The 20,275-nt window shown below is 47.9% G+C and carries 19 protein-coding genes; 11 read left to right on the forward strand and 8 right to left on the reverse strand.

Annotation, left to right across the window (positions count from 1 at the left end; genetic code table 11):
• Positions 1–58: 58 nt before the first annotated feature.
• The gene (locus tag DFP97_RS16250; protein WP_114381230.1) at positions 59–784 is read right to left on the reverse strand and encodes an MBL fold metallo-hydrolase; all 726 of its coding nucleotides are present in this window, start codon (positions 782–784) and stop codon (positions 59–61) included.
• Positions 785–913: 129 nt separating this feature from the next.
• Here DFP97_RS16250 and DFP97_RS16255 point away from each other — a divergent pair, with 129 nt between their 5' ends.
• From DFP97_RS16255 to DFP97_RS16265, 3 genes are all read left to right on the forward strand, one after another.
• Entirely contained in the window at positions 914–1,117 is a 204-nt protein-coding gene (locus tag DFP97_RS16255) for a hypothetical protein (protein ID WP_114381231.1), read from the forward strand.
• Positions 1,118–1,273: 156 nt separating this feature from the next.
• On the forward strand, positions 1,274–1,837 hold the full coding sequence (locus tag DFP97_RS16260) for a stalk domain-containing protein (protein WP_114381232.1): 564 nt from the start codon (positions 1,274–1,276) through the stop codon (positions 1,835–1,837).
• 114 nt (positions 1,838–1,951) lie between these two features.
• Entirely contained in the window at positions 1,952–2,260 is a 309-nt protein-coding gene (locus tag DFP97_RS16265) for a DUF1292 domain-containing protein (RefSeq protein WP_114381233.1), read from the forward strand.
• Between the two features lie 68 nt (positions 2,261–2,328).
• Here DFP97_RS16265 and DFP97_RS16270 read toward each other — a convergent pair whose 3' ends face one another.
• Both DFP97_RS16270 and DFP97_RS16275 read right to left on the reverse strand, forming a co-directional pair.
• The gene (locus DFP97_RS16270; RefSeq protein ID WP_114381234.1) at positions 2,329–2,745 is read right to left on the reverse strand and encodes a DUF1885 family protein; all 417 of its coding nucleotides are present in this window, start codon (positions 2,743–2,745) and stop codon (positions 2,329–2,331) included.
• Between the two features lie 134 nt (positions 2,746–2,879).
• Complete coding sequence (locus DFP97_RS16275) at positions 2,880–4,349, reverse strand: aminotransferase class I/II-fold pyridoxal phosphate-dependent enzyme (protein ID WP_114381262.1); 1,470 nt, start codon at positions 4,347–4,349, stop codon at positions 2,880–2,882.
• Between the two features lie 176 nt (positions 4,350–4,525).
• On the opposite strand from DFP97_RS16275, the gene DFP97_RS16280 reads away from it, so the two are divergent.
• Complete coding sequence (locus tag DFP97_RS16280) at positions 4,526–5,719, forward strand: MFS transporter (protein ID WP_114381235.1); 1,194 nt, start codon at positions 4,526–4,528, stop codon at positions 5,717–5,719.
• Positions 5,720–5,781: 62 nt separating this feature from the next.
• On the opposite strand, the gene DFP97_RS16285 is transcribed toward DFP97_RS16280, so the two are convergent.
• From DFP97_RS16285 to DFP97_RS16295, 3 genes are read right to left on the reverse strand one after another with little or no spacing between them, the layout of a single operon-like run.
• Positions 5,782–6,444: a TetR/AcrR family transcriptional regulator gene (locus DFP97_RS16285; protein WP_114381236.1), complete on the reverse strand. Its 663-nt coding sequence runs from the start codon at positions 6,442–6,444 to the stop codon at positions 5,782–5,784.
• A 59-nt stretch (positions 6,445–6,503) separates the two neighbouring features.
• Positions 6,504–7,523, reverse strand: a complete 1,020-nt coding sequence (locus DFP97_RS16290) for an ABC transporter permease (protein WP_114381237.1) — start codon at positions 7,521–7,523, stop codon at positions 6,504–6,506.
• Complete coding sequence (locus tag DFP97_RS16295; protein WP_114381263.1) at positions 7,520–8,215, reverse strand: ABC transporter ATP-binding protein; 696 nt, start codon at positions 8,213–8,215, stop codon at positions 7,520–7,522. The genes DFP97_RS16290 and DFP97_RS16295 overlap by 4 nt, the downstream gene beginning before the upstream one ends.
• A gap of 318 nt (positions 8,216–8,533) precedes the next feature.
• On the opposite strand from DFP97_RS16295, the gene DFP97_RS16300 reads away from it, so the two are divergent.
• A complete protein-coding gene (locus DFP97_RS16300; protein WP_114381238.1) occupies positions 8,534–11,560 on the forward strand; it encodes an efflux RND transporter permease subunit in 3,027 nt (1,008 codons plus the stop codon).
• Positions 11,561–11,717: 157 nt separating this feature from the next.
• Here DFP97_RS16300 and DFP97_RS16305 read toward each other — a convergent pair whose 3' ends face one another.
• Positions 11,718–12,365, reverse strand: coding sequence for a YktB family protein (locus DFP97_RS16305; RefSeq protein WP_114381239.1), 648 nt, complete (start codon positions 12,363–12,365; stop codon positions 11,718–11,720).
• A gap of 498 nt (positions 12,366–12,863) precedes the next feature.
• On the opposite strand from DFP97_RS16305, the gene DFP97_RS16310 reads away from it, so the two are divergent.
• The 3 genes from DFP97_RS16310 to gndA all read left to right on the forward strand — a co-directional run bounded on the left by DFP97_RS16310 (position 12,864) and on the right by gndA (position 17,081).
• Positions 12,864–14,573: a proline--tRNA ligase gene (locus DFP97_RS16310; protein ID WP_114381240.1), complete on the forward strand. Its 1,710-nt coding sequence runs from the start codon at positions 12,864–12,866 to the stop codon at positions 14,571–14,573.
• Between the two features lie 213 nt (positions 14,574–14,786).
• Positions 14,787–15,383, forward strand: a complete 597-nt coding sequence (locus tag DFP97_RS16315) for a hypothetical protein (RefSeq protein ID WP_114381241.1) — start codon at positions 14,787–14,789, stop codon at positions 15,381–15,383.
• A gap of 285 nt (positions 15,384–15,668) precedes the next feature.
• A complete protein-coding gene (gndA, locus tag DFP97_RS16320; RefSeq protein ID WP_114381242.1) occupies positions 15,669–17,081 on the forward strand; it encodes an NADP-dependent phosphogluconate dehydrogenase in 1,413 nt (470 codons plus the stop codon).
• A gap of 12 nt (positions 17,082–17,093) precedes the next feature.
• Here gndA and DFP97_RS16325 read toward each other — a convergent pair whose 3' ends face one another.
• Positions 17,094–17,417, reverse strand: a complete 324-nt coding sequence (locus DFP97_RS16325; protein ID WP_114381243.1) for a hypothetical protein — start codon at positions 17,415–17,417, stop codon at positions 17,094–17,096.
• Positions 17,418–17,610: 193 nt separating this feature from the next.
• On the opposite strand from DFP97_RS16325, the gene aroA reads away from it, so the two are divergent.
• From aroA to DFP97_RS16340, 3 genes are all read left to right on the forward strand, one after another.
• Complete coding sequence (gene aroA, locus DFP97_RS16330; protein WP_114381244.1) at positions 17,611–18,906, forward strand: 3-phosphoshikimate 1-carboxyvinyltransferase; 1,296 nt, start codon at positions 17,611–17,613, stop codon at positions 18,904–18,906.
• 62 nt (positions 18,907–18,968) lie between these two features.
• Positions 18,969–19,403, forward strand: coding sequence for a CoA-binding protein (locus tag DFP97_RS16335; RefSeq protein WP_114381245.1), 435 nt, complete (start codon positions 18,969–18,971; stop codon positions 19,401–19,403).
• Between the two features lie 123 nt (positions 19,404–19,526).
• Complete coding sequence (locus DFP97_RS16340) at positions 19,527–20,144, forward strand: hypothetical protein (protein ID WP_114381246.1); 618 nt, start codon at positions 19,527–19,529, stop codon at positions 20,142–20,144.
• The last annotated feature ends 131 nt before the right edge of the window (positions 20,145–20,275 follow it).

Consider the following 20,275-nt stretch of genomic DNA (forward strand, 5'->3'; position numbering starts at 1 on the left):
TCATTCCCATAAATAAAGAAAAGCGCCGCATACAAATGCAGGCGCTTTTCTTTATGTCCTAAACTTCATAGCTCGCATACTGCTCAACGATACGCATATGACCCGTACGGCCTTCATATTGCTCTATTGCGTCGCCATAATGCATGAGCCATGTTTTCCTTTGAATGTCCTCAGGAAGCGTTAACAGCTCCTCTAAGCTCGCGTGAACGACACCAGGCGATTCAAGCTGGCAGTCATGGTAAATGGTGCTTACGCCTTGATCGACTAATTTTCGAAGCAGCCCCCCGTCAAACCGCATGTCGGCAGAATAAAAGAAGCGCCGGTTAAATAGGAAGGAATAGCTCGGCTTATTCAAAATATGTTTCGTTTGCACCAGCTCGATAATCAAACCGGGGTGGAGCTCTATTTCCTTATTTGCTTCGAGCGGACGCACGTCAAAAAAGTCATCGAGTTTATTTAACGGTTCCTGCGTTAACCCGCCGCGAAGCGTATGCTCCCACAACGGTTCAATGAGCGTTTCCGCAATAAATAGGACAGGCTTGCGACTATATTTAAACATCATTTGAAAAGCGAACTCTTCTAATCCGCCTACATGATCCCCATGAATATGGCTTATAAGCACCGCGTCAATCTCCGGGAAGGAAAGCCCCATTTGATGCAACGCCTTCGGCAGTGTAATTCCGCAATCAACGAGCAGACGAAAGCCATTCGTTTCAATTAAGGCATTGTTATTATCGTATTTTTTCGCAAAAGCACTGCCGGTTCCAACCATTCGAATATGCATGCAATACCTCCTTAATGTTCCATTTATTTAATGTACCAAAAGTTAAGTATATATGACAATTGCAGATGCACATTCGTTTGTCTAGGCATACAATGCTGTAGCGATACGCATAGTGGAGGGGAACGACGGATGAGCAAAGGAAAAGGTAAAACGGCAAAGAAAAAAAAGCCAGCGAGTGATCGAAAACAATATTCTTACAAACTTGTCCTTTCGGATACGTGCGCGGTGTGCAAAACGCCTTGTGCCAGAGGCATGAATTATTTGGCGCGTATGAGGCAGCCGGGCGCAGTGGGTAAAGGCGTTCCGTGTATCTTAACGAGAACGTACGGGTAATAGTTTTTATTTCCCAGGCAAGCGCAGGTTTCAACATCATTTGACAGTGTCAGTCGAATATCACAGTGCTGCAAAAAAATTTAGACCGAGGCGCAACTTTACATGGATAGGTGAGTATAACCATACATCCAGGCAATCGGATGGAGGTTTACTAACATGAAGTTCAGAAAAGTGATCATTCTACTGCTGCTGTTGTCCCTTTGGGGCGGAACGATGCTGTTCGCGGACTCTGCATCGCAGAAGGTACGAGTCATCATTAACGGGATTGAACAGGACGAGGGCGGCTTAGTCGCTGACGGCAGAACGTATTTGCCGCTCCGTGAATTAGCAACTTCCATGCAAGCCATCGTCGAATGGGACAATCCAAACAAACGGGCAACCGTTTATAAGCCAAATGTGCATATGTTTCTGTTTCGAAATAATACCGTATTCGGAAACGTGACGAAGGGCTATCAAGGTAGTTTTAAAGTGTTTGCCCAGATCGACAATTTGAAGACTGATATTGTAGCTGTAAAGGTATCCATCTTCGATCCTGGCGGCAAAGAGAAAGTGATTCAAACGGGAAATGTTAATCCGACGAATGACAACTTCTGGTACGCAACGGAGGATATCGAATATAAATTCGAATCCAGCGGGAAATATCCAATCCGTTTCTTTATTAAGAGGACAGCATCTGATGATTGGACTCCGGTATCGGAGAAAATTATTTCCTCCTTGTAGCTGCCGCTCTAAACGAAACGCCCCTCCTTAAGGTGGGGCGTTTCGTTTGACCGCCCATAGAGTGTCATGGTACGATACGATTGTGTGTACATATAACTGAAATGGGGTAATATCATGAGCGAGCATCAGCATGGAGACGATTGCGGCTGTGGGCATGACCACGAGCAGGAAGAGCACGTCTTTATCGTAACAGACGACGAGGGCCAGGAACGCGAGATGGTCATGGTGTATACGTTTGAATCCGAAAACAATGTGTACGCGGTTTTGCTGGATCGTAACGATCCGGAAGCGGACGGCGTCATTTTCCGTATTGAAGAAGAGAATGACGAATCCTTCCTGGTAGGCATTGAAGACGATGCCGAGTGGGATCGCGTAACTGCTATTTATGAGGAAATTGCCCGTAAGGAAAGCGAAGACAAGTAGTTCCCCGAATTCGTTGAAAAATAAAAAAGATCTGCGGCATTATGTCGCTGATCTTTTTTATTTGTGTATCATTTTCGCGGATTATAGTAAATGGTTCGGCCGTTAAACATCGTCAGCTCCGCTTGAAGCTGCTTAGCCATATATTTGCAAAGCTCGTTTGCCTTTGCTTTATCGCCATGCGTAGCTCCGTCAGGCAGGACAACCTGCACGCACGGCACTTTCTTTCCGTCGACGCTCGTCGTCTCACCAGGACCAAAAATAATGTACTTGTATAAGGGATTAATTCCTTTCAAATAAAACCAGCGTTCATCCTGCTTTGATTCAAATGTGTAGGGGAATGCAGCCTCTGCGTAATCCCAGCCTAACTGCGATCCGGTCAGAGCGGTTTGCTCCCGGTAATGCATGAGCTTGCTTTGCACCTCTTCTAACGTCAGCGTCTCTACGGATGATCCTTGCACGAATTTTATGTAAGCGCTTTGACTCATCGCATTCACCTCTTTCAACATCATAGCACGCTCTAAAAAGGTTGACAATATGTGGGCATTCTGTGAAGCAGGCAAATAAAAATACCGACTACAATAGCCAATATAGGGATCCGTAGCCGGCATTTGCCAGTGGATTAAGATATCGCTGTTTCTTCAACAATGACCTTGACGAACTCGATGCTGCGGTCTTCAGGTCCTTTAACCGGCAAACCGACTTCAACGTGATCGACGATGTAATCGATATTTTTTTGAGTGATAACTTCGCCTGGCAACAGGATTGGAATGCCTGGCGGATACACATAAATGAATTCCGCTATAATACGGCCGGCCGACTCTTTGAACGGAAGCACTTCCGTTTGGCCATAGAAAGCATCACGCGGTGTTAAGGAGAGTTGAGGAATATCCGGTATTTTGACAACTAATTCACGTGCTTCAGCGCCTTCATGGAACCGGTCTGACAGGCCGCGCAATGCAATTAACAATTTAGTCACGGAATCGTAGGTATCTCCTGGCGTAACTAGGCAAAGAATGTTATACATATCGCTCATTTCGATTTCCACATTATAGTTATCGCGCAGCCAATTTTCCGTTTCATAGCCCGTGATGCCAAGGTGACGTACATGAATCGATACTTTGGTCGGGTCATAATCGTAAGTCGCTTCATCACCGAGAATATCTTCTCCAAAGCAGTAAAGACCTGGAATTTCGTTAATTTGCTGACGGGCATATTGTCCGAGCTCGATGGCTTGTTCAGCGAGAGCGTGCCCGTTCAACGCAAGATTACGTCTTGACGTATCAAGCGAAGCAAGCAATATATAGGAAGTCGACGTTGTAGTCAACATACTGATAACCGTTTGGATCCGGTGAGGATTGACCCGGCCTTTACGAACATTCAGCACGGAGCTTTGCGTCATAGATCCTCCCAGCTTATGTACGCTGGTTGCAGCCATATCTGCGCCTGCTTGCATGGCGGACATTGGAAGCTTTTCGTGAAAGTGAGTAAGCACGCCGTGGGCCTCGTCTACGAGCACCGGAATGTCGTAGCTATGGACAAGATCGACGATCTCCTTCAAGTTGGCGCAAATGCCAAAATACGTCGGGTTGATAACGAGTACTGCTTTCGCATCAGGATGACGTTCTAATGCTTTGCGCACAGAACGAGTCGTGATGCCATGATCGATTCCTAAATTTTTGTCTCGCGCAGGCGAGATGAATACAGGTCTTGCACCGGCGAAAATAATAGCAGACATAATTGATTTGTGGACATTACGAGGTACAATGATTTTGTCACCTGGTGCACATACCGTTAAAATCATCGTCATAATCGCGCCGCTCGTTCCTTGTACGGAGAAATACGTATAGTCGGCTCCGAAGGCATCAGCGGCTAGCTTTTGAGCTTCTTCGATAACTCCGATTGGCTGATGCAGGTCATCGAGCGGTGCAATATTGATTAAATCGATCGACAATGCGTTGTCGCCGATAAATTCGCGAAATTCCGAATCGCTGCCTAGTCCTTTTTTGTGTCCGGGTATATGAAACTGAACGGGATCCTGCTCCGCATGTCGGCGAAGCGCGCTGAAGAGCGGGGTTTTGTTATGATCCATCGCTTTCATCCCTGCCTTTCATCTTAGGTTACAAACAAAGTTGAGTATAGCAAATACAGGGGGGAATGCAAGCTTCATTTTTGAGATCCGAATTGGGCTGTCCGATTTGTTCTTCAATTGTTCATATATGCTCGTTAATTGGTTATGGTAACATAGGTTGGTGGAGGGGTTGCAGCATGAAAGATAAACGCATGATTATTGTAATGGCTATTTTAATGACAACATTTATAGGGTTCGGCATTATCATTCCGGTTATGCCGGAAATTATACAAGCCACAGATCCTGTTAACGCGACCATACATACCGGACGGATGCTTGCTGTCTATTCCGCCGTTTCATTTTTCCTGTCGCCGCTGTGGGGGAATTTGTCCGATCGCATCGGGAGAAGACCGATTATTTTAATTGGTGTCCTTGGATTCGCTGCGAGCTTTTTGTTGTTTGGTATGTCGTCAGGCAGCTTGACGTTGATGTACTTGTCCCGCGTTCTGGGGGGCCTATTCTCGGGTGCGGTTGCTTCCGTTATTGTCGCATACGTAGCAGACATAACGCCGCCGGAGCAGCGGACGAAGGGAATGGGGCTCGTCGGAATGTCTATCGGTCTCGGGTTCACGATTGGGCCGGGCTTCGGCGGTCTGCTAAGCATCATATCGCTTGAGACGCCGTTCTACGCGGCATCTGGATTAGCACTATTTACATTTATTCTGGCAGCAGCAAAGCTGAAGGAGTCACTAACTCCGGAAAAACGGCTAACGAGGATGGAGAAGCGGGTTTCACGTTGGGCTGCATTCAAAGGGCCGCTTAAATATTTATATGTTCTTGCTTTTTTCGTGACCTTTACGCTGGCAGGCATGGAAGCGACGCTGCAATTTTTTGGGATGCGGCGCTTTGATGTGACACCGCTTGAGGTCGGTATATTGTTTTTTGTATGCGGCCTTGTCGGAGCGCTTGTCCAAGGCGGCATCGTTCGCCGCCTAATCAAGAAGGGCGAGGAGCCGAAATACATTGCGATCGGCCTCGTTATTTCGGCAATAGGCTTCTTCCTTTTGTTAGCGGCTCATTCGTTGGTGTGGGCGACTATGTCGCTAGCCGTGTTCGGTATCGGTAATGCTTTGATTCGTCCGTGCGTCACATCGCTCATTACACAGAAGACGACGGTCGGACAAGGCGTAGCATCGGGACTAAGCTCGTCCATGGACAGCCTCGGGCGTATCGCAGGTCCACTGCTCGGATCATTTTTCTTCACCATCGAGATGGGGCTTCCATATTTGCTCGGCGGCATATTATGCTTATCAGCACTGCTACTGCTTGTTCGTTTCCGCCAATTGGACAAGCACGTTGTGCCAGCGGCTGCAGCGGATAATGCTTCTTAAAAATAAGACAAGCCGATTGTTCATAGCAGGATGAGCAAACCGGCTTGTTTTTTTGTTTGAGCTTATGGTGCTAGCCCTTTCATTATAAAGGTGATTGTCGCTTCCCGTTCCTTCTCGTCATCCCATTGGCTGCCTTCACGCCCACCGAGGAATGTTCGGGTTAGTACGTAACCCATTAAGGAGGACGCGGTTAAACGAATGACGGTGATTGGAGACCAATCGACGATCGCGCCCTGCTGCTGGAACTTTGTGATGTTGACGCTGAATTTTTCCAGCACCTTCGACAATATGAGCTTTTGGAATTGCTCTTGGAGATCGGGATGAAACGGTATTTCTTGTATGAAAATTTTAAATACCTGCATATGCCGTTCCAGAAATTCGATCCGATTCTCAATGACGGCGCGAAGCAGCTGATCGAAGCTATCGAAGCTGCTATCCAGTACCTTGTAGAAATCACGCAGAACGAAGGGCGCTACCAGCTTTGCCATGACAGGCGCGACGATCGAGAGCAGCAGATCCTTCTTCGTTTTGTAATGCCGGAATATCGTTCCTTCGGCTACGCCGGCCCGCTGCGCGATTTCACTCGTTGAAGATGCGGCGTACCCTTTTTGTGCAAATACTTCCGAGGCTGCCTGGACGATTTTCATTTGCTTATCCGTCATCTTCTGTTCTTCGTCATCCAGCTTTAACAGCTCCTGCAGCCAATGCTCTATTGGTTCTTGCATCGTAAGACACCCCTTCATCTGTTCCCAGTTCTCTCATTATATCAAAAGCACATGCCTTTCTACATGCTGCGGTGCTTCTTGAGTGCGAGCACGTTCAAGAGGGCGAATAGTAAGGAGAAGCCGATTAGCACATAGACATCGATTTGAAAATCACCCCAGCTCTCGCCGCGTATCATGATCCCTTGCATGGCGTCTGCCCCATAGTACAAAGGCATGATGCTGCTCAGCTTCTGCAGCCACGGATTCATCGCATCCAGATTAAATAATCCGGAGAAAAAGGCTTGCGGAACAATGACAAGCGGAATGAACTGTATAATCTGAAACTCGCTGCTTGCAAAGGATGAGAGCAATGTGCCGAGTGTTAAAGCCGTTAATGACAAGAGTAAGTTTATGAGGAGCATATAGCCGATGCTTCCAGCCATATATAGGCCAAGCACATCGACCGAAAACCAGGCGATCAAAGAGGCTTGCAGCAAGGTGAAAATACCGAAGCCGGCCAAATAGCCTATGACGATTTCATACCGCTTGATTGGTGTTGCGAGCAGCCGCTCCAGCGTGCCGCTAGTCCGTTCGCGCAGGAAGGAGACACCTGCCAGCAGGAAGACGAAGAAAAAGGAAAAAAATCCGATGAGCACCGGTCCAAATGAATCGAAAGCAGCCATATCAGGTCCGCCGTGCAAATAAGTGATCGCAGGAGCCGCGCTTCCGCTACCTGTTTGCATAGCCGTTTGCAAGAGAAGCAAAACCGCCCGGTTTATTGAAGGATCGCTTCCTTCAAGCATAAGCTCCGGCTTGCCGCCGCTTAATTGAAGGATAGCGTCGAGCTCACCAGCTTGAAGCGCTGCGTGAGCCGAATCCGGCGATTCGTAAACCGTAATAGCCGCATTCAAATGTTCGAATTTTTCTGTAAAGACAGCTGGAATGTCAACCATCCCAATAGCAGGTGAGACCGATTGTCCGTCAAAAACGAGCTTCATCAAGCTTAATATAAGAAGCGGCGCCAGAAATAATAGGGCAAGCGTTCGTTTATCGCGAAGAAATTGTCTTATAATCCGTATGGAAAGCGCACGTATTCTCATTTCTCCCCACCTCCGCCGCTTCCAAGCGCAATGAATGCTTCTTCAATCGTGCTGCAGCCAGCCTTTTGCATGATCGCCTCAGGCGTGTCGGCCGCTATCAGCTTTCCGTCCCGAATAAGGCCAAGCCGGTCGCATTTTTCCGCTTCATCCATCACATGCGTCGTTACGATTATGGTGATGCCTTGCCTGCTTAAAGCCGAGAGCTCCTTCCAAATCGATTGCCGCAAAACAGGATCGATCCCGACCGTAGGCTCGTCGAGTACAAGGAGCCGGGGCTCATGCAATAGTGCGATCGCGAGCGACAACCGGCGCTTCATGCCCCCGGAATAAGCAGCGGTCTGCTTGTTTAAGTGGTCGGTCAAATCAACTAATGAGGCTGCAGCATGAATACGATTTTTGAGCAATTGACCTGTTAATCCAAACAATGCGCCAAAAAACTCGAGATTTTGCTTGCCTGTCAATTCGTTATAGAGGGCATCAGATTGTGCCATGTACCCGAACACCTGCAGCATTTTTAACTGCGGCATTGGCTCTCCGAGCATGCTGACTGAGCCGGCATCAGGACGGTCAATGCCTGTCATAAGCTTAATAAGTGTCGTTTTACCCGAACCGGAAGGTCCTAGAAGTCCAAAAAGCTCGCCTCGCGGGATAGTTAGCGATATGCCGTCAATGACGGTACGGCCGCCAAACATGCGAACAATTCCTTGTAATTCCACGGCAATAGCTTCTGCAGAAGAATACGGATGCGTTTTTTCCACGGTTAATCACGCTCCTTCAAAAGATAAAGATGAGTGAATACTCACTTTTAACTATACGCTCTCTAACTGAAATTGTGAAGTGAGTACTTACTTATTTTTTTTAGATGCCCGTCTGAGGTCGTAGATGATTTACGACTTAGGGCGAGATTGAAATACCGACTTGGGACGTTTTTACAAAAGATTTCCTCCCATTATGATTAGAAAAGACAAAACACAAGAAAAACCGTAAAGGGAAAAGGAGTCGGAAAAAAGATGAGTAAATTGACGGAGTGGTCGTTCCGCAACAAGGCGGCCATTATACTGATTGTCACCATGGCATTGGTGATGGGGGTAATCAGCTACTTTAGGCTGCCGATGGAGTTTTTGCCGGCAGCCGATAATCCGCAAGTTATGATAACCGCAATCGGACCGGGAAACGATGCGAAGTCAATGGAACAGCAGGTTACGAATCCATTGGAAGAGGCAGTAACCTTTATTAAAGGGAAAACGGATATGTTCTCTACTTCCGGAGATGGATATGCGCAGGTAAATTTGAACTTTGAATCAAAGACGGATATGAAAGAAGCGAAGGCGGAAATTGAGCGGGCCGTTGGACAGGTGCAGCTTCCCGAAAATGTCATGAAGCCGTTCATCGTCCAATTTAATACATCGATGATCCCGATTGCTTGGGTGACCTTAACCTTTGATGACGGAATGAGCGAACAGGAAAGAGAAGCGAAGCTCAAAGAGGTAACAACGGAGCTGCAGAAGACAGAGGGTGCGGGCGAGGTCACCGTAAGCGGCAAGTCGTCTCCTATTGTCAACATCACGCCGCTTAGCGATAAGCTGTCAGAGGCGGGAATCCCGGCGCAAGCTATTATGGGTGTGCTGCAGGGAAGAGGCGCATCCGCCTCGATTGGCGAGCGCACAGTAGACGGCGCTGCGGGCAATATTAATATTTATGATGAAGTGTCGGACTTGGACACGCTGCGCAAGCTGCCTGTGGCCGCGGGCGTCAAGCTGGGAGATGTAGCGAAGGTCGAGCTTGCGAAGGACCAAGAGAGTATTAGCCGAATGAATGGCAAGGACGCCATTATGTTCACCATTTCCAAAGCGGCGGATGCCAATGCGGTTACGGTTGGTAAAGGTATCGAAAAAACGGTAGAACGGTTAAATGAAGACGTTAAGGGAATAGATGCTTCCATCATCTTAAGTACATCGGATTCTGTTGTATCTTCCGTTAACAGCATGCTGCGTGAAGTATTGCTTGGTGCTTTGTTCGCTACGGTCGTCATTTTATTATTTATGCGCAATATTAAGGCAACCATTGTGACGATCGTTTCGATCCCGTTGTCACTGGGTATTACCTTGTACCTTTTACAGCTTTCAGGCGTATCGCTCAACATCATAACGCTTGGAGGCGTTGCCGTCGCAGTCGGTCGTCTCGTTGACGACAGTATCGTAGTCATTGAGAACATCTACAGAAGGCTGCAAAAGGAGTCTTTCTCCGTCAAACTGATTACCGATTCGACGAAGGAAGTGGCTTCGGCCATTACATCGTCTACGCTTGTCACCGTCGCGGTATTTTTACCGATGGGGCTGCTGCGCGGATCTTTACAAGCCTTCTTACTGCCATTCGCTCTAACGGTTGCGTATTCACTGCTGGCATCCCTGTTAGTTGCATTGACCGTCGTCCCGCTTCTGAGTGCAATTCTGCTGCGTGGAACAAAGGAAAAGGAGCACAAAGGATCGCCGAAATTCGCTCATTTCATTCGTTGGAACCTGCAGCATAAAATAGTACCGATAATCATTGCCGTTGTGCTGTTTGCCGGTTCGATAAGCGCATATGTGCTAATGCCGAAGGGTGCGCTCGACTCCTCCAGCGCAGAGAACGTTAACGTTTCCCTGCAATATCCAAGTGAAACACCTGCGGATGACGTTCTGGAAGCGGGCAAGAAGCTGGAATCCTTTTTGACAGCTGATGACAATGTGGAGTGGGTGATGATGTCGCTCGGCAATAGCGCCGATGCGGCCAAATACGGTGCGGTATCTTCGCCTACACTGGTAACGTTTATGATCGATTTAAAAGAAGGTGTCAATGCAGAGTCGTTTATGGACAATGTGAAAACGCAGAAGGATAACTATAAAGACGCATCGCTTACGGCTAACGCATCGAATTTAATGATGGGCGGCGGTTCATCGCAAATATTTATCGATGTAACCGGCGACGATCCGGAGCAGCTGAGTCAAACCGCGGAGCAGCTTATTGCGGCCATTAAGCCGATTGAAGGCGTGCTCAAGGTGGAAAGCAATCAAGAGGAGAAGAAACCGGTATACTCCTTCAAGGTTGATCCTGCCCTAGCCAAAGGACAGGAAGTGGCGATGCAGCTGCAAAGCATGCTTAATCCTCTTCCGATCGGTACGATTCGATTAGAGGAAAGCGACACCCCGGTTATGCTTCAGCCTATCGTAAATCCGGATTCAGAAGCTGAACTGAAGCAATTAACGATTATGACGGAGGCAGGTGCTGTTCCCGTTTCAACGGTAGCTGAACTGGTTCGTACGGAAGAGCCTAGCCTGTACTACCATAAGGATGGCAAAACCTATATTCGGGTGACTGCTAATGCTGAGCCCAGCGAGCTTTCGGTCATTGGAACCGAAATTACGAAAGCAACAAAAGCCCTTAAGCTTCCGGATGGTGTAAGCTTAGCCGTTGGCGGGGCATCAGCCGATCAATCAAGCGATTTTGCTGATTTAGGTTTAACTGCGCTCATTTCCATCGGTATCGTGTATCTCATCATGGTGCTTACGTTCAAAACATTACGCGCGCCGCTCGCCATCATGATATCACTGCCGCTTGCAGCAATCGGAGCGGTTACAGGCTTGCTGGTGTCCGGCGTAACGCCAGATTTCACAGCCATGTTCGGAGCTCTGATGCTTATCGGAATCGTCGTAACGAATGCAATCGTATTAATTGACCGTGTGAAGCAAAATGAATTGACGATGCCGATTCGCGAGGCACTCATTGAAGCGGCTACGACGCGTATGCGTCCGATCGTGATGACAGCAGTAGCGACGATTTCCGCTATGCTGCCCCTCATATTCGGCTCGCACGAGTCGGGTAGCATCGTATCGCAAAGTCTTGCGGTCGTCGTAATCGGCGGCTTGACCGCCGCAACGCTGCTCACGCTCATCATCGTGCCTTGCGTATATGAATTGCTCTTCTTCCGCACTTCGCGCAAGCAGCGCCGTGCAAGCGCAGCGGCTCCATCTGCTGAAGCAGCAGCACAGCAGGTATAAAATAAAGAGGCTGTCCCAAGTAAAATCTACTTGAAGGGCAGCCTCCATTCAAAATATAAGAATTTATAAGTTGCACATTATAAATAAGCTTATATTTCACCGCGAAACGAGCCTTTGCCGCCAAAGGACGGCGTCAGTCGTTTACGCTTGTTAAGAGCTATATAATTGCCATACGATAAAGGGGCATAAGCGTTTCATAAGTGGTAGAGGCAAATTGCAGGAGCGCATCGCCGTCTCGGAGGAGCGCGTCATTAGCCTTAATGTGACGCCCTATCAGCAGCTCCGCCTTCTTTACGTCGCGGAAGCGGACCAGTGCGTTAGTCCAATCCTGCCGGGACATATCGCCGATTACAGTGCTTTCTTTCTTCATATGGTCCTGTGACAGCACGTAGTCCTTTGGTACGGCTGCGATGACATCATCGAGCTGGTTCAAGTAAGCTGCTGCAATATTGGATTTGTTCGGTACCTCGTAAATAAGCGCGAGCCATAAAAACAAATGGTCGTCAAACAGTCCAAGCTGAAAATGCGGATGCGCTTTGTAGCCGCGTTTGTTGCTGCAGATGGCGAGCCAAGTGTCCTTTGGCGGGTTTACTTTGCGGCGCGCATGTCTGGCAACATGCAAATACATTTCATTGCCGGCATGTACGGCTGCGTCTACGCTCAGCTGTTCGCCGATCGCGCGAAATTTAGGCTGTATTAGATTTTGGATGGCGGCCATTCGTTCTTCGAGTCCTTCCAGGCCAAAAACATCAAAATCCGCTTGCGTAAAGCCGGGCAAACCGGCGGAAGTCGTCTGTGTGGTCATCGTTAAAATCTCTCCTCGTCAGATGAATCATTGATGTATCAGCTTGGATCATTATAGCATAAGCATCTGGGGGTAGACGAGCTAATTTATAATTATTCTAAACAAGAGAAAGCGGATGGTGCTGACTTTTTAAAGGCTAAGCTCGTTTCAAAACGCAAATCTTCTTGACTTGAACATCGTTGTATTGTAAATTTGTCAAAAGTTAACGACATTACAATAGCGTAGAACAAGGCTATGATATTCAGCTGCCGTTTATATCAGAGAGGAAGCCCGCAGGCTGCAAGGCTTCTATGAACGATTGAATATTCCCTACCTTGCGAGCTGCAGCGGTGAAGCTTTAAAGTAACCTCTGCCGGAATTTTCATTCCGTTATCCATTGAGAGCTGTCCTTTATTTTCGGCGGCTATATGAGGGTGGTACCACGAACGCATTCGTCCCTTACGAATGCGTTCTTTTTGTTTTTATCTACTGACAACACAACGATCGGGGGATGGGGTAATGAGACAAAGCCAACTATTAATGCCTACATTACGCGAGGTACCGTCTGAAGCGGAAGCAGCCAGCCATCAGTTAATGCTGCGGGCAGGACTGATTAGACAGCTTGCTGCAGGCATCTATACGTATTTGCCGCTTGGACGGCGGGTACTCCGAAAGCTTGAACAAATCGTAAGGGAAGAAATGGACCGGGCAGGAGCTCAGGAGATTTTGATGCCTGCCATGCAGCCTGCAGAGCTGTGGCAGCAGTCCGGCCGTTATGGCGAGTATGGACCTGAGCTTATTCGTTTGCGTGACCGTCATGAACGGGAGTTTGCACTCGGCCCGACTCACGAAGAGGTTATTACCGCTCTGGTACGGGACGAGGTAAGCTCCTACCGGCAGCTGCCTGTTATGTTGTATCAAATACAGACGAAGTTCCGCGATGAGAAGCGTCCCCGTTACGGCTTGCTGCGCGGCAGAGAGTTTCTGATGAAGGACGCCTATTCGTTTGATGAAGATTGGGAAGGCCTTCATCGCAGCTATAAGAGTATGTATGAGGCCTACAATCGAATTTTTACGCGCTGCGGTCTTTATTACCGTGCGGTAGAAGCGGATGCCGGCTCAATTGGCGGCGAGGGCGGAACGCATGAATTTATGGCACTTGCCGATATCGGAGAGGATACAATCGCTTCGTGTGACAGCTGCGATTACGCGGCCAATCTCGAAAAAGCCGAATACGGCACCGAGCTGGCCGCGCATTATGAGCAGGGGCAGAAGCAAGATGAGCTGGAACGGCTCCATACGCCGGCTATAAGGAAAATCGAACAGCTGGTACAAGCACTGGGCGTTAGCGCGGATCTTTTGATGAAGACATTGATTTATGTTGCCGATGGAAGCCCGATAGCCGTAGTTGTTCGGGGAGACCATGAGGTCAATGAAATCAAGGTGAAAAATATGCTTTCCGCTGCTTCCCTTGAGCTTGCTGATCAAGAGACAACCGAGCGCATAACGGGTGCGCCTGTCGGTTTTGCCGGCCCGGTAGGGCTATCAATTCCCATCCTCGCAGACTTTGCGGTTATGGCGCTGGAAGCGGGGATAGCGGGCGCTAACGAGAAAGACTATCATCTTGGAAATGTGAAGCCGGGCGTACATTTGACGAATGCTCAGGTAGGAGACTACCGCAATGCCGCTGCAGGTGACAAGTGCCCGCGCTGCGGGCAAGGCCGCTTAACGTTCCATCGAGGCATTGAAGTGGGGCATGTATTTAAACTGGGTACGAAATACAGTGAAGCATTGAACGCCAGGTTTCTGACTGCAGCAGGGATTGAACAGCCGCTTATTATGGGCTGCTATGGTATTGGCGTGTCGAGGCTGCTCTCTGCCGTGCTTGAGCAGCATTCAGACAGCAATGGTATTGTATGGCCGGAGTCGATCGCGCCTTACCGCGTTCACGTCGTTCCCGTATCTTCTAAGGATCAAGTGCAGATGGACTTAGCCATGCATATCGCAGCACGCTTAAGCGATGCCGGCATTGAAACGCTGCTTGATGACCGCGATGAACGCCCGGGCGTTAAATTCAAGGATTCCGACCTTATCGGCATTCCCATCCGTATCGTCGTAGGCAAGCATGCTGCGGAAGGCATCGTGGAGCTGAAGCGCAGAAATGAAACACAAGTTCAAGCAATAGGTTTAGAGGAAGCTATATCGATTGCTAGCGGAATTGAAAATTGAAATTCCGCTCCTGTCTATGGAATAACGGACGAAATAGGGAACAAGCTGTCTATAATATTAGATAGCTGAGCCCTTTTTTCATTTTAGTGGTTTGAAAGCGTAAAATTAGTCAATAATCCAAGTTGCCATAACATAAGATGGAGTATAAGATAAAGATAAGAACAAATTATCAGAACATTTCGTCAACTAAACTGAAGTAAGGGAGGGATTGCCGTGAACAAGAGCTATGAAGTCGAATATTGCAATTTGGAGCTGCGATTTGACCGCCGGCAAATCCAAAATCTCATCCGTGATCTTATTCAGGAAGGGTACTCCTTGTATTGGAGCGAGACGGAAGGACAGTTTCTAGTTTCCATCCGAACTGGCCGAAAGCTCGTCAAACTTCAATTCCAGCGAATGAAGAACCGTTACAAAATTGTTGGAGATTACATTATTAAAGACGAGAAGTTATCGGAATTGATTGAAAAGCTGATTAATGACACACGTGGACATGCGGTAGTGAAGCGCATTAAAGATCGTCAAATCGTCATTGAGAGTATTATGTTCGGTGAGATTATACGACTCGTGGAGGTGTCCGGTATGGAACATCGGATTATTTATCAGAAGAAGCCTTTCGTTACGATAGAGGAAATGATCAAGGCGTTTCAGTCGAAGCGTGCAGAGGAACGTGCGGTAGTGCTGCGCTATGAGCTTGATTACGAGCTTTCGATGCTGTTTGATGCCATACAGGATAACGATGAGGAAGCTGTTAACGCATCGAAGGAGAAGCTGACTGCACTTCGCTCGGAAATGCTGCAACTGGAACTCTGATGATGGATGTCTGTCCCTATATGCGAACATAAAACGATCGAATGCTGTATGAATGCCTGCAGCCTTTGGTCGTTTTTATGTTGTTTTAATAGAACAAAGGCAGGCGGGGATCAGCCTGATAGTTTTGGATTTTGGTCGTTTTATAAGGTAAACTTTCTAAAGCGGTCAATAATTCTAATGTGACATTGCGACATTTTTCCATGCAAATAGTTTTCTTCTTGTCTTAAAAAGAGTAAAATAAAACTATTGTGACCCAAAATTAAATATGAAGGATGGAAGAACCAGATGTCAAAACAGCAAATTGGTGTAATCGGTTTGGCAGTAATGGGCAAAAATTTGGCCCTTAATATTGAGAGCAGAGGCTTCACGGTGTCCGTATTTAACCGTTCCCGCGAGAAGACGGATGATCTGATCCAAGAAGCTTCCGGCAAAAATCTTGTACCGACCTATTCGATTGAAGAGTTCGTACAGTCTCTGGAAGTACCGCGCAAAATTTTGATCATGGTTCAAGCAGGCGCAGGAACAGACGCTACGATCGATTCGCTTGTCCCGCACTTGTCCGAAGGCGACATCATCATTGACGGCGGCAACGCCTATTTCCCTGATACACAACGGCGCAGCAAAGACTTGGAAGCAAAAGGCTTCCGCTTCATCGGTACTGGCGTTTCCGGCGGCGAAGAAGGCGCTTTGAAAGGACCGTCCATTATGCCGGGCGGCCAAAAATCCGCGTATGAGCTCGTTGAGCCAATCCTGACTGCAATTTCTGCAAAAGTTGGCGAAGATGCTTGCTGCACATATATTGGACCAGACGGTGCCGGTCATTATGTAAAAATGGTACATAACGGAATCGAGTATGGCGACATGCAATTGATTTGCGAAGCTTATGACCTGCTCAAAAACGTGCTCGGGGTAAGCACGGAAGAGCTTCATGAAATTTTCTCCGAATGGAACAAAGGCGAGCTGGACAGCTACTTGATCGAAATTACGAGAGACATTTTCTCGAAATACGATCCAGAGACAGGCAAGCCGATGGTAGATGTCATTCTTGATTCCGCTGGTCAAAAGGGTACCGGCAAATGGACAAGCCAAAGCTCGCTTGATCTTGGCGTGCCTCTTTCAATCATTACGGAATCCGTATTTACTCGTTTCTTGTCCGCAATGAAGGAAGAACGCGTTGCAGCAAGCAAAGTGCTGAACGGTCCTGCGAAAGTGCCTTTCCAAGGCGACAAAGCTGCATTCATTGAAGCCGTGCGCAAAGCCTTATTCGCAAGTAAAATTTGCTCGTATGCGCAAGGCTTCGCTCAAATGCGCGCTGCATCCGAAGAATACAACTGGGATCTTCGTTATGGCGATATCGCGATGATTTTCCGCGGCGGCTGCATCATCCGTGCCCGCTTCCTGCAAAACATCAAAGACGCTTACGATCGTGATCCTAACCTGCGCAACCTGCTGCTGGATCCTTACTTCCAAAACATCGTCGAGTCTTATCAAGGCGCATGGCGCGAAGTTATTTCTGTTGCCGTTACAAACGGCGTACCGGTACCGGCTTTCGCAAGTGCAATCGCCTATTTCGACAGCTACCGTACAGAGCGTTTGCCAGCAAACCTGCTTCAAGCGCAGCGTGACTATTTCGGCGCTCATACATTCAAACGCTTGGACAAAGAAGGCAGCTTCCACTTTAACTGGATGCAATCTTAATCCAGCAGCCTGTCACCGATTCGGTTCGCCGGGATTGGCATCGTTCAGCCCGAAAGCTGCTTGCCGCAGCCAGTCGCGCAACCGATCGGCCTCTTGATCGCAGTAATGCCTGCGATGGATGAGAGACATGGCCGCTTCGGCAAAGAAATGAAAGTTTTGCAATAAACGTGGCTGCGTTAGATCCATTAGTGCCGGATCTCCGTCAGCCACCTTTTTTTTTATATACTCAAGCATCCAGACGACGTCTTCCCGGGTAAGCGGATGAACCGGATCGAGTATTCTATTAATTCGTTTCTGTGTTTGGTGGAGAGCGGACAAATGAAGATCACTGGTCATCGCTAACGTCACTCCTATCCTTGAATATGCATCATTATCATCCATACGGCATTAGTAACTTTTTTATACCCTTGTCTTACAAAAAAATGATATGATGTTGATGAAAAAACGTTAGTGACGTATACATCATCGCTTTGTACAGCCCATTGCCTATTGAAGCGTAGAATTGATTATAAAAGGAGATCATACAACTATGGACGTTATCGTAACACCAACGCCAAGACTTGAAGGTCAGCTTCAAGCCCTTTCTTCCAAAAATTACACGACCCGTTACCTGCTGGTTGCTGCACTTGCAGAAGGTACGAGTACCATCTACTATCCTGCCCACAGTGAGGATAGCGATGCAATGCGCCGCTGTATCCGCGATTTAGGAGCTATTGTAGAAGAGGATGATGAGAAAATCGTCATTACCGGCTTTGGCCGAAATCCTAATCCAGTCGAGCAGCTTGATGTTGGCAATGCCGGGGCCGTATTGCGGTTTCTTATGGCAATTGCCGCTTTATGTCCGGATGTAACGTTCATTAACCGTTACCCTGATTCACTTGGAAAGCGTCCGCATAGCGATTTGATTGAATCGCTAGTTTCGATGGGCGTATCCATTGAGCATAATGACGGAAAGCTTCCTATTACGATCCGCGGCGGGGCACCCAAAGGCGGCAAAATTCAAGTGTCCGGCAACATCAGCTCGCAATTTCTGAGTGCGCTGCTATTCTTGACTCCATTGCTTGAGGAGGACAGCGAGATCGAAGTGCTGCACGACTTGAAATCTAAAGTTGTTGTCGGGCAAACATTAGAGGTTCTTGAGCAAGCAGGCATCATCATCCATGCTGATGAGGATTATATGCGTTTCCGCGTGCCTGGACGTCAAAGCTATGCTGCCAAAACATACGCTGTGCAAGGAGATTATCCTGGCTCTGCCGCTATACTCGCAGCAGCAGCTGTAACGGAATCGGATGTCATCGTTCACCGCTTAGAGGAGAAAAGTAAGCAGGGGGAACGTGCCGTCGTCGATGTATTGAAGATGATGGAGGTTCCGCTTACGCATGAGAACGGCATCGTTCATATTAAAGGAAACGGAAAACTCAAGGCGGTTGAATTTGATGGCGACCATGCGACGGATGCGGTGCTGGCCATGGTGGCAGCTGCTGTTTTCGCTGAAGGCACTTCCCGGTTCTATAATGTAGAAAACTTACGCTACAAAGAGTGCGACCGTATTACCGACTATTTGAACGAGCTGCGCAAAGCCGGCGCTAACGTTGAAGAGCGTCAAGCAGAAATAATTGTGCATGGTCGTCCTGAAGGTGTTGAAGGCGGCGTCGAAATTAACGCTCACTACGACCACCGTGTAATTATGGCATTAACCGTTGTCGGTTTGCGTGCGAAACAGCCGATCCGAATTCGTGATGCGCATCACGTAGCAAAGTCGTATCCGATTTATTTCGACCATTTGCAAGCTTTAGGCGCAAACGTCGAGTGGATTGAAGGTTAACAGGAAATCGTTCGGCGAGAAAGCTTTACGTTTTGTTTAAAATAACGAATCGAGGTGTTTGGATGGCCTTTCAAAATCCTACGCGTGAGCAAATTAAGGACATTTTGCAAAACAGCACGACTGTTGCAGTAGTTGGTTTATCTGACAATCCGGAGCGTGTTTCGTATATGGTCTCTGAAGCTATGCAAGCGAAAGGCTATACGATAATTCCTGTTAATCCTAATGCCGATACGATTTTGGGACATAAGAGTTATGCTTCTCTCAAAGATATTCCTGATCAGGTGGACATCGTTAACGTTTTTCGAAGAAGCGAGCATACCCCTCCAGTTGCGGAGGAAGCCGTTGCCATCGGCGCCAAGACCTTATGGCTGCAGCTTGGGATTGCAAGCGAGGAGGCGGCTGACATTGCCGTTAAAGGCGGTTTGCAAGTCATTATGGATCGCTGCATTAAGGTAGAGGATTCTATCCTGTTGCCTGACGGAAAATCCAAAACATAACTGTAATAAAAAAAGGGTCTATCCTACACAATAAGAAAGGCTTCAAGAGAGAGTGCCGAACTTGCATTTAGAGAGAGGCAGTCATTTGAAGACTTTCTGATTGTAATCCAAGGAGGACACGACGTGAATCAATGGTCGCAGCAACCGGGTAGTAATTTCCAAGGTCAGCAAGGCTTTCAAAATCAAGGGCCAGTAGGTTTCGTGCAATCGAACTATCAAGGTCAGCTAAGCTATCCGACTTTTGGCAGACAATCAAGCTCAATTGTTGCGAATCCGCAGGGCGGTTTCCAAGGACAAGGTGCTCAGCAATTTGGGGCAGCGAACTATTCATCCCAACCGTCGGGATACATTTCGCAACAACCTGTTCAAAGTTACGCACAATCGCCTGCAACAGCTTTTGGAAGCTTTGGTCCGGTTATCTCGCATGTTGGTTTTCAAGCTGGTCCAGACCGTCAACAAGGTTTTCAAGGTGGTCAACAAGGCATGCAACAATCTTTTAATCAGCCTTCCGCAGCGAACTATGGAGCACAAAATGCCCAGTTTTCTAATTTCGGCGGTTTCGCGCAGTCGAATGTACAAAGCGGGTTTGGCCCGACTCCGGTCCAATCTTACACAACATCTCAAAGCCCTGTGCTTGAGGCAACTAATGCTTACCAACAAGCAGGTCCGGTCATATCTCATTTAGGCGGCTGGCAAGCTACAAACGCACAAAACTCGCCTTACTCTGGTGGCTCGCGCTAACAACGTAATTAACTAGAAGGAAAGAATCATCAACATGGGGCTGTCCCAAAAGTCATAAAGACTTAGGGGCAGCCCCTTCATTGTTTTAAAAGTTGTAAAAAACAAAGAAACCATCCTTTGGTAAAATGGAG

The organism is Paenibacillus prosopidis, assembly GCF_003337375.1.
In the GTDB taxonomy this organism is placed as follows: domain Bacteria; phylum Bacillota; class Bacilli; order Paenibacillales; family Paenibacillaceae; genus Pristimantibacillus; species Pristimantibacillus prosopidis.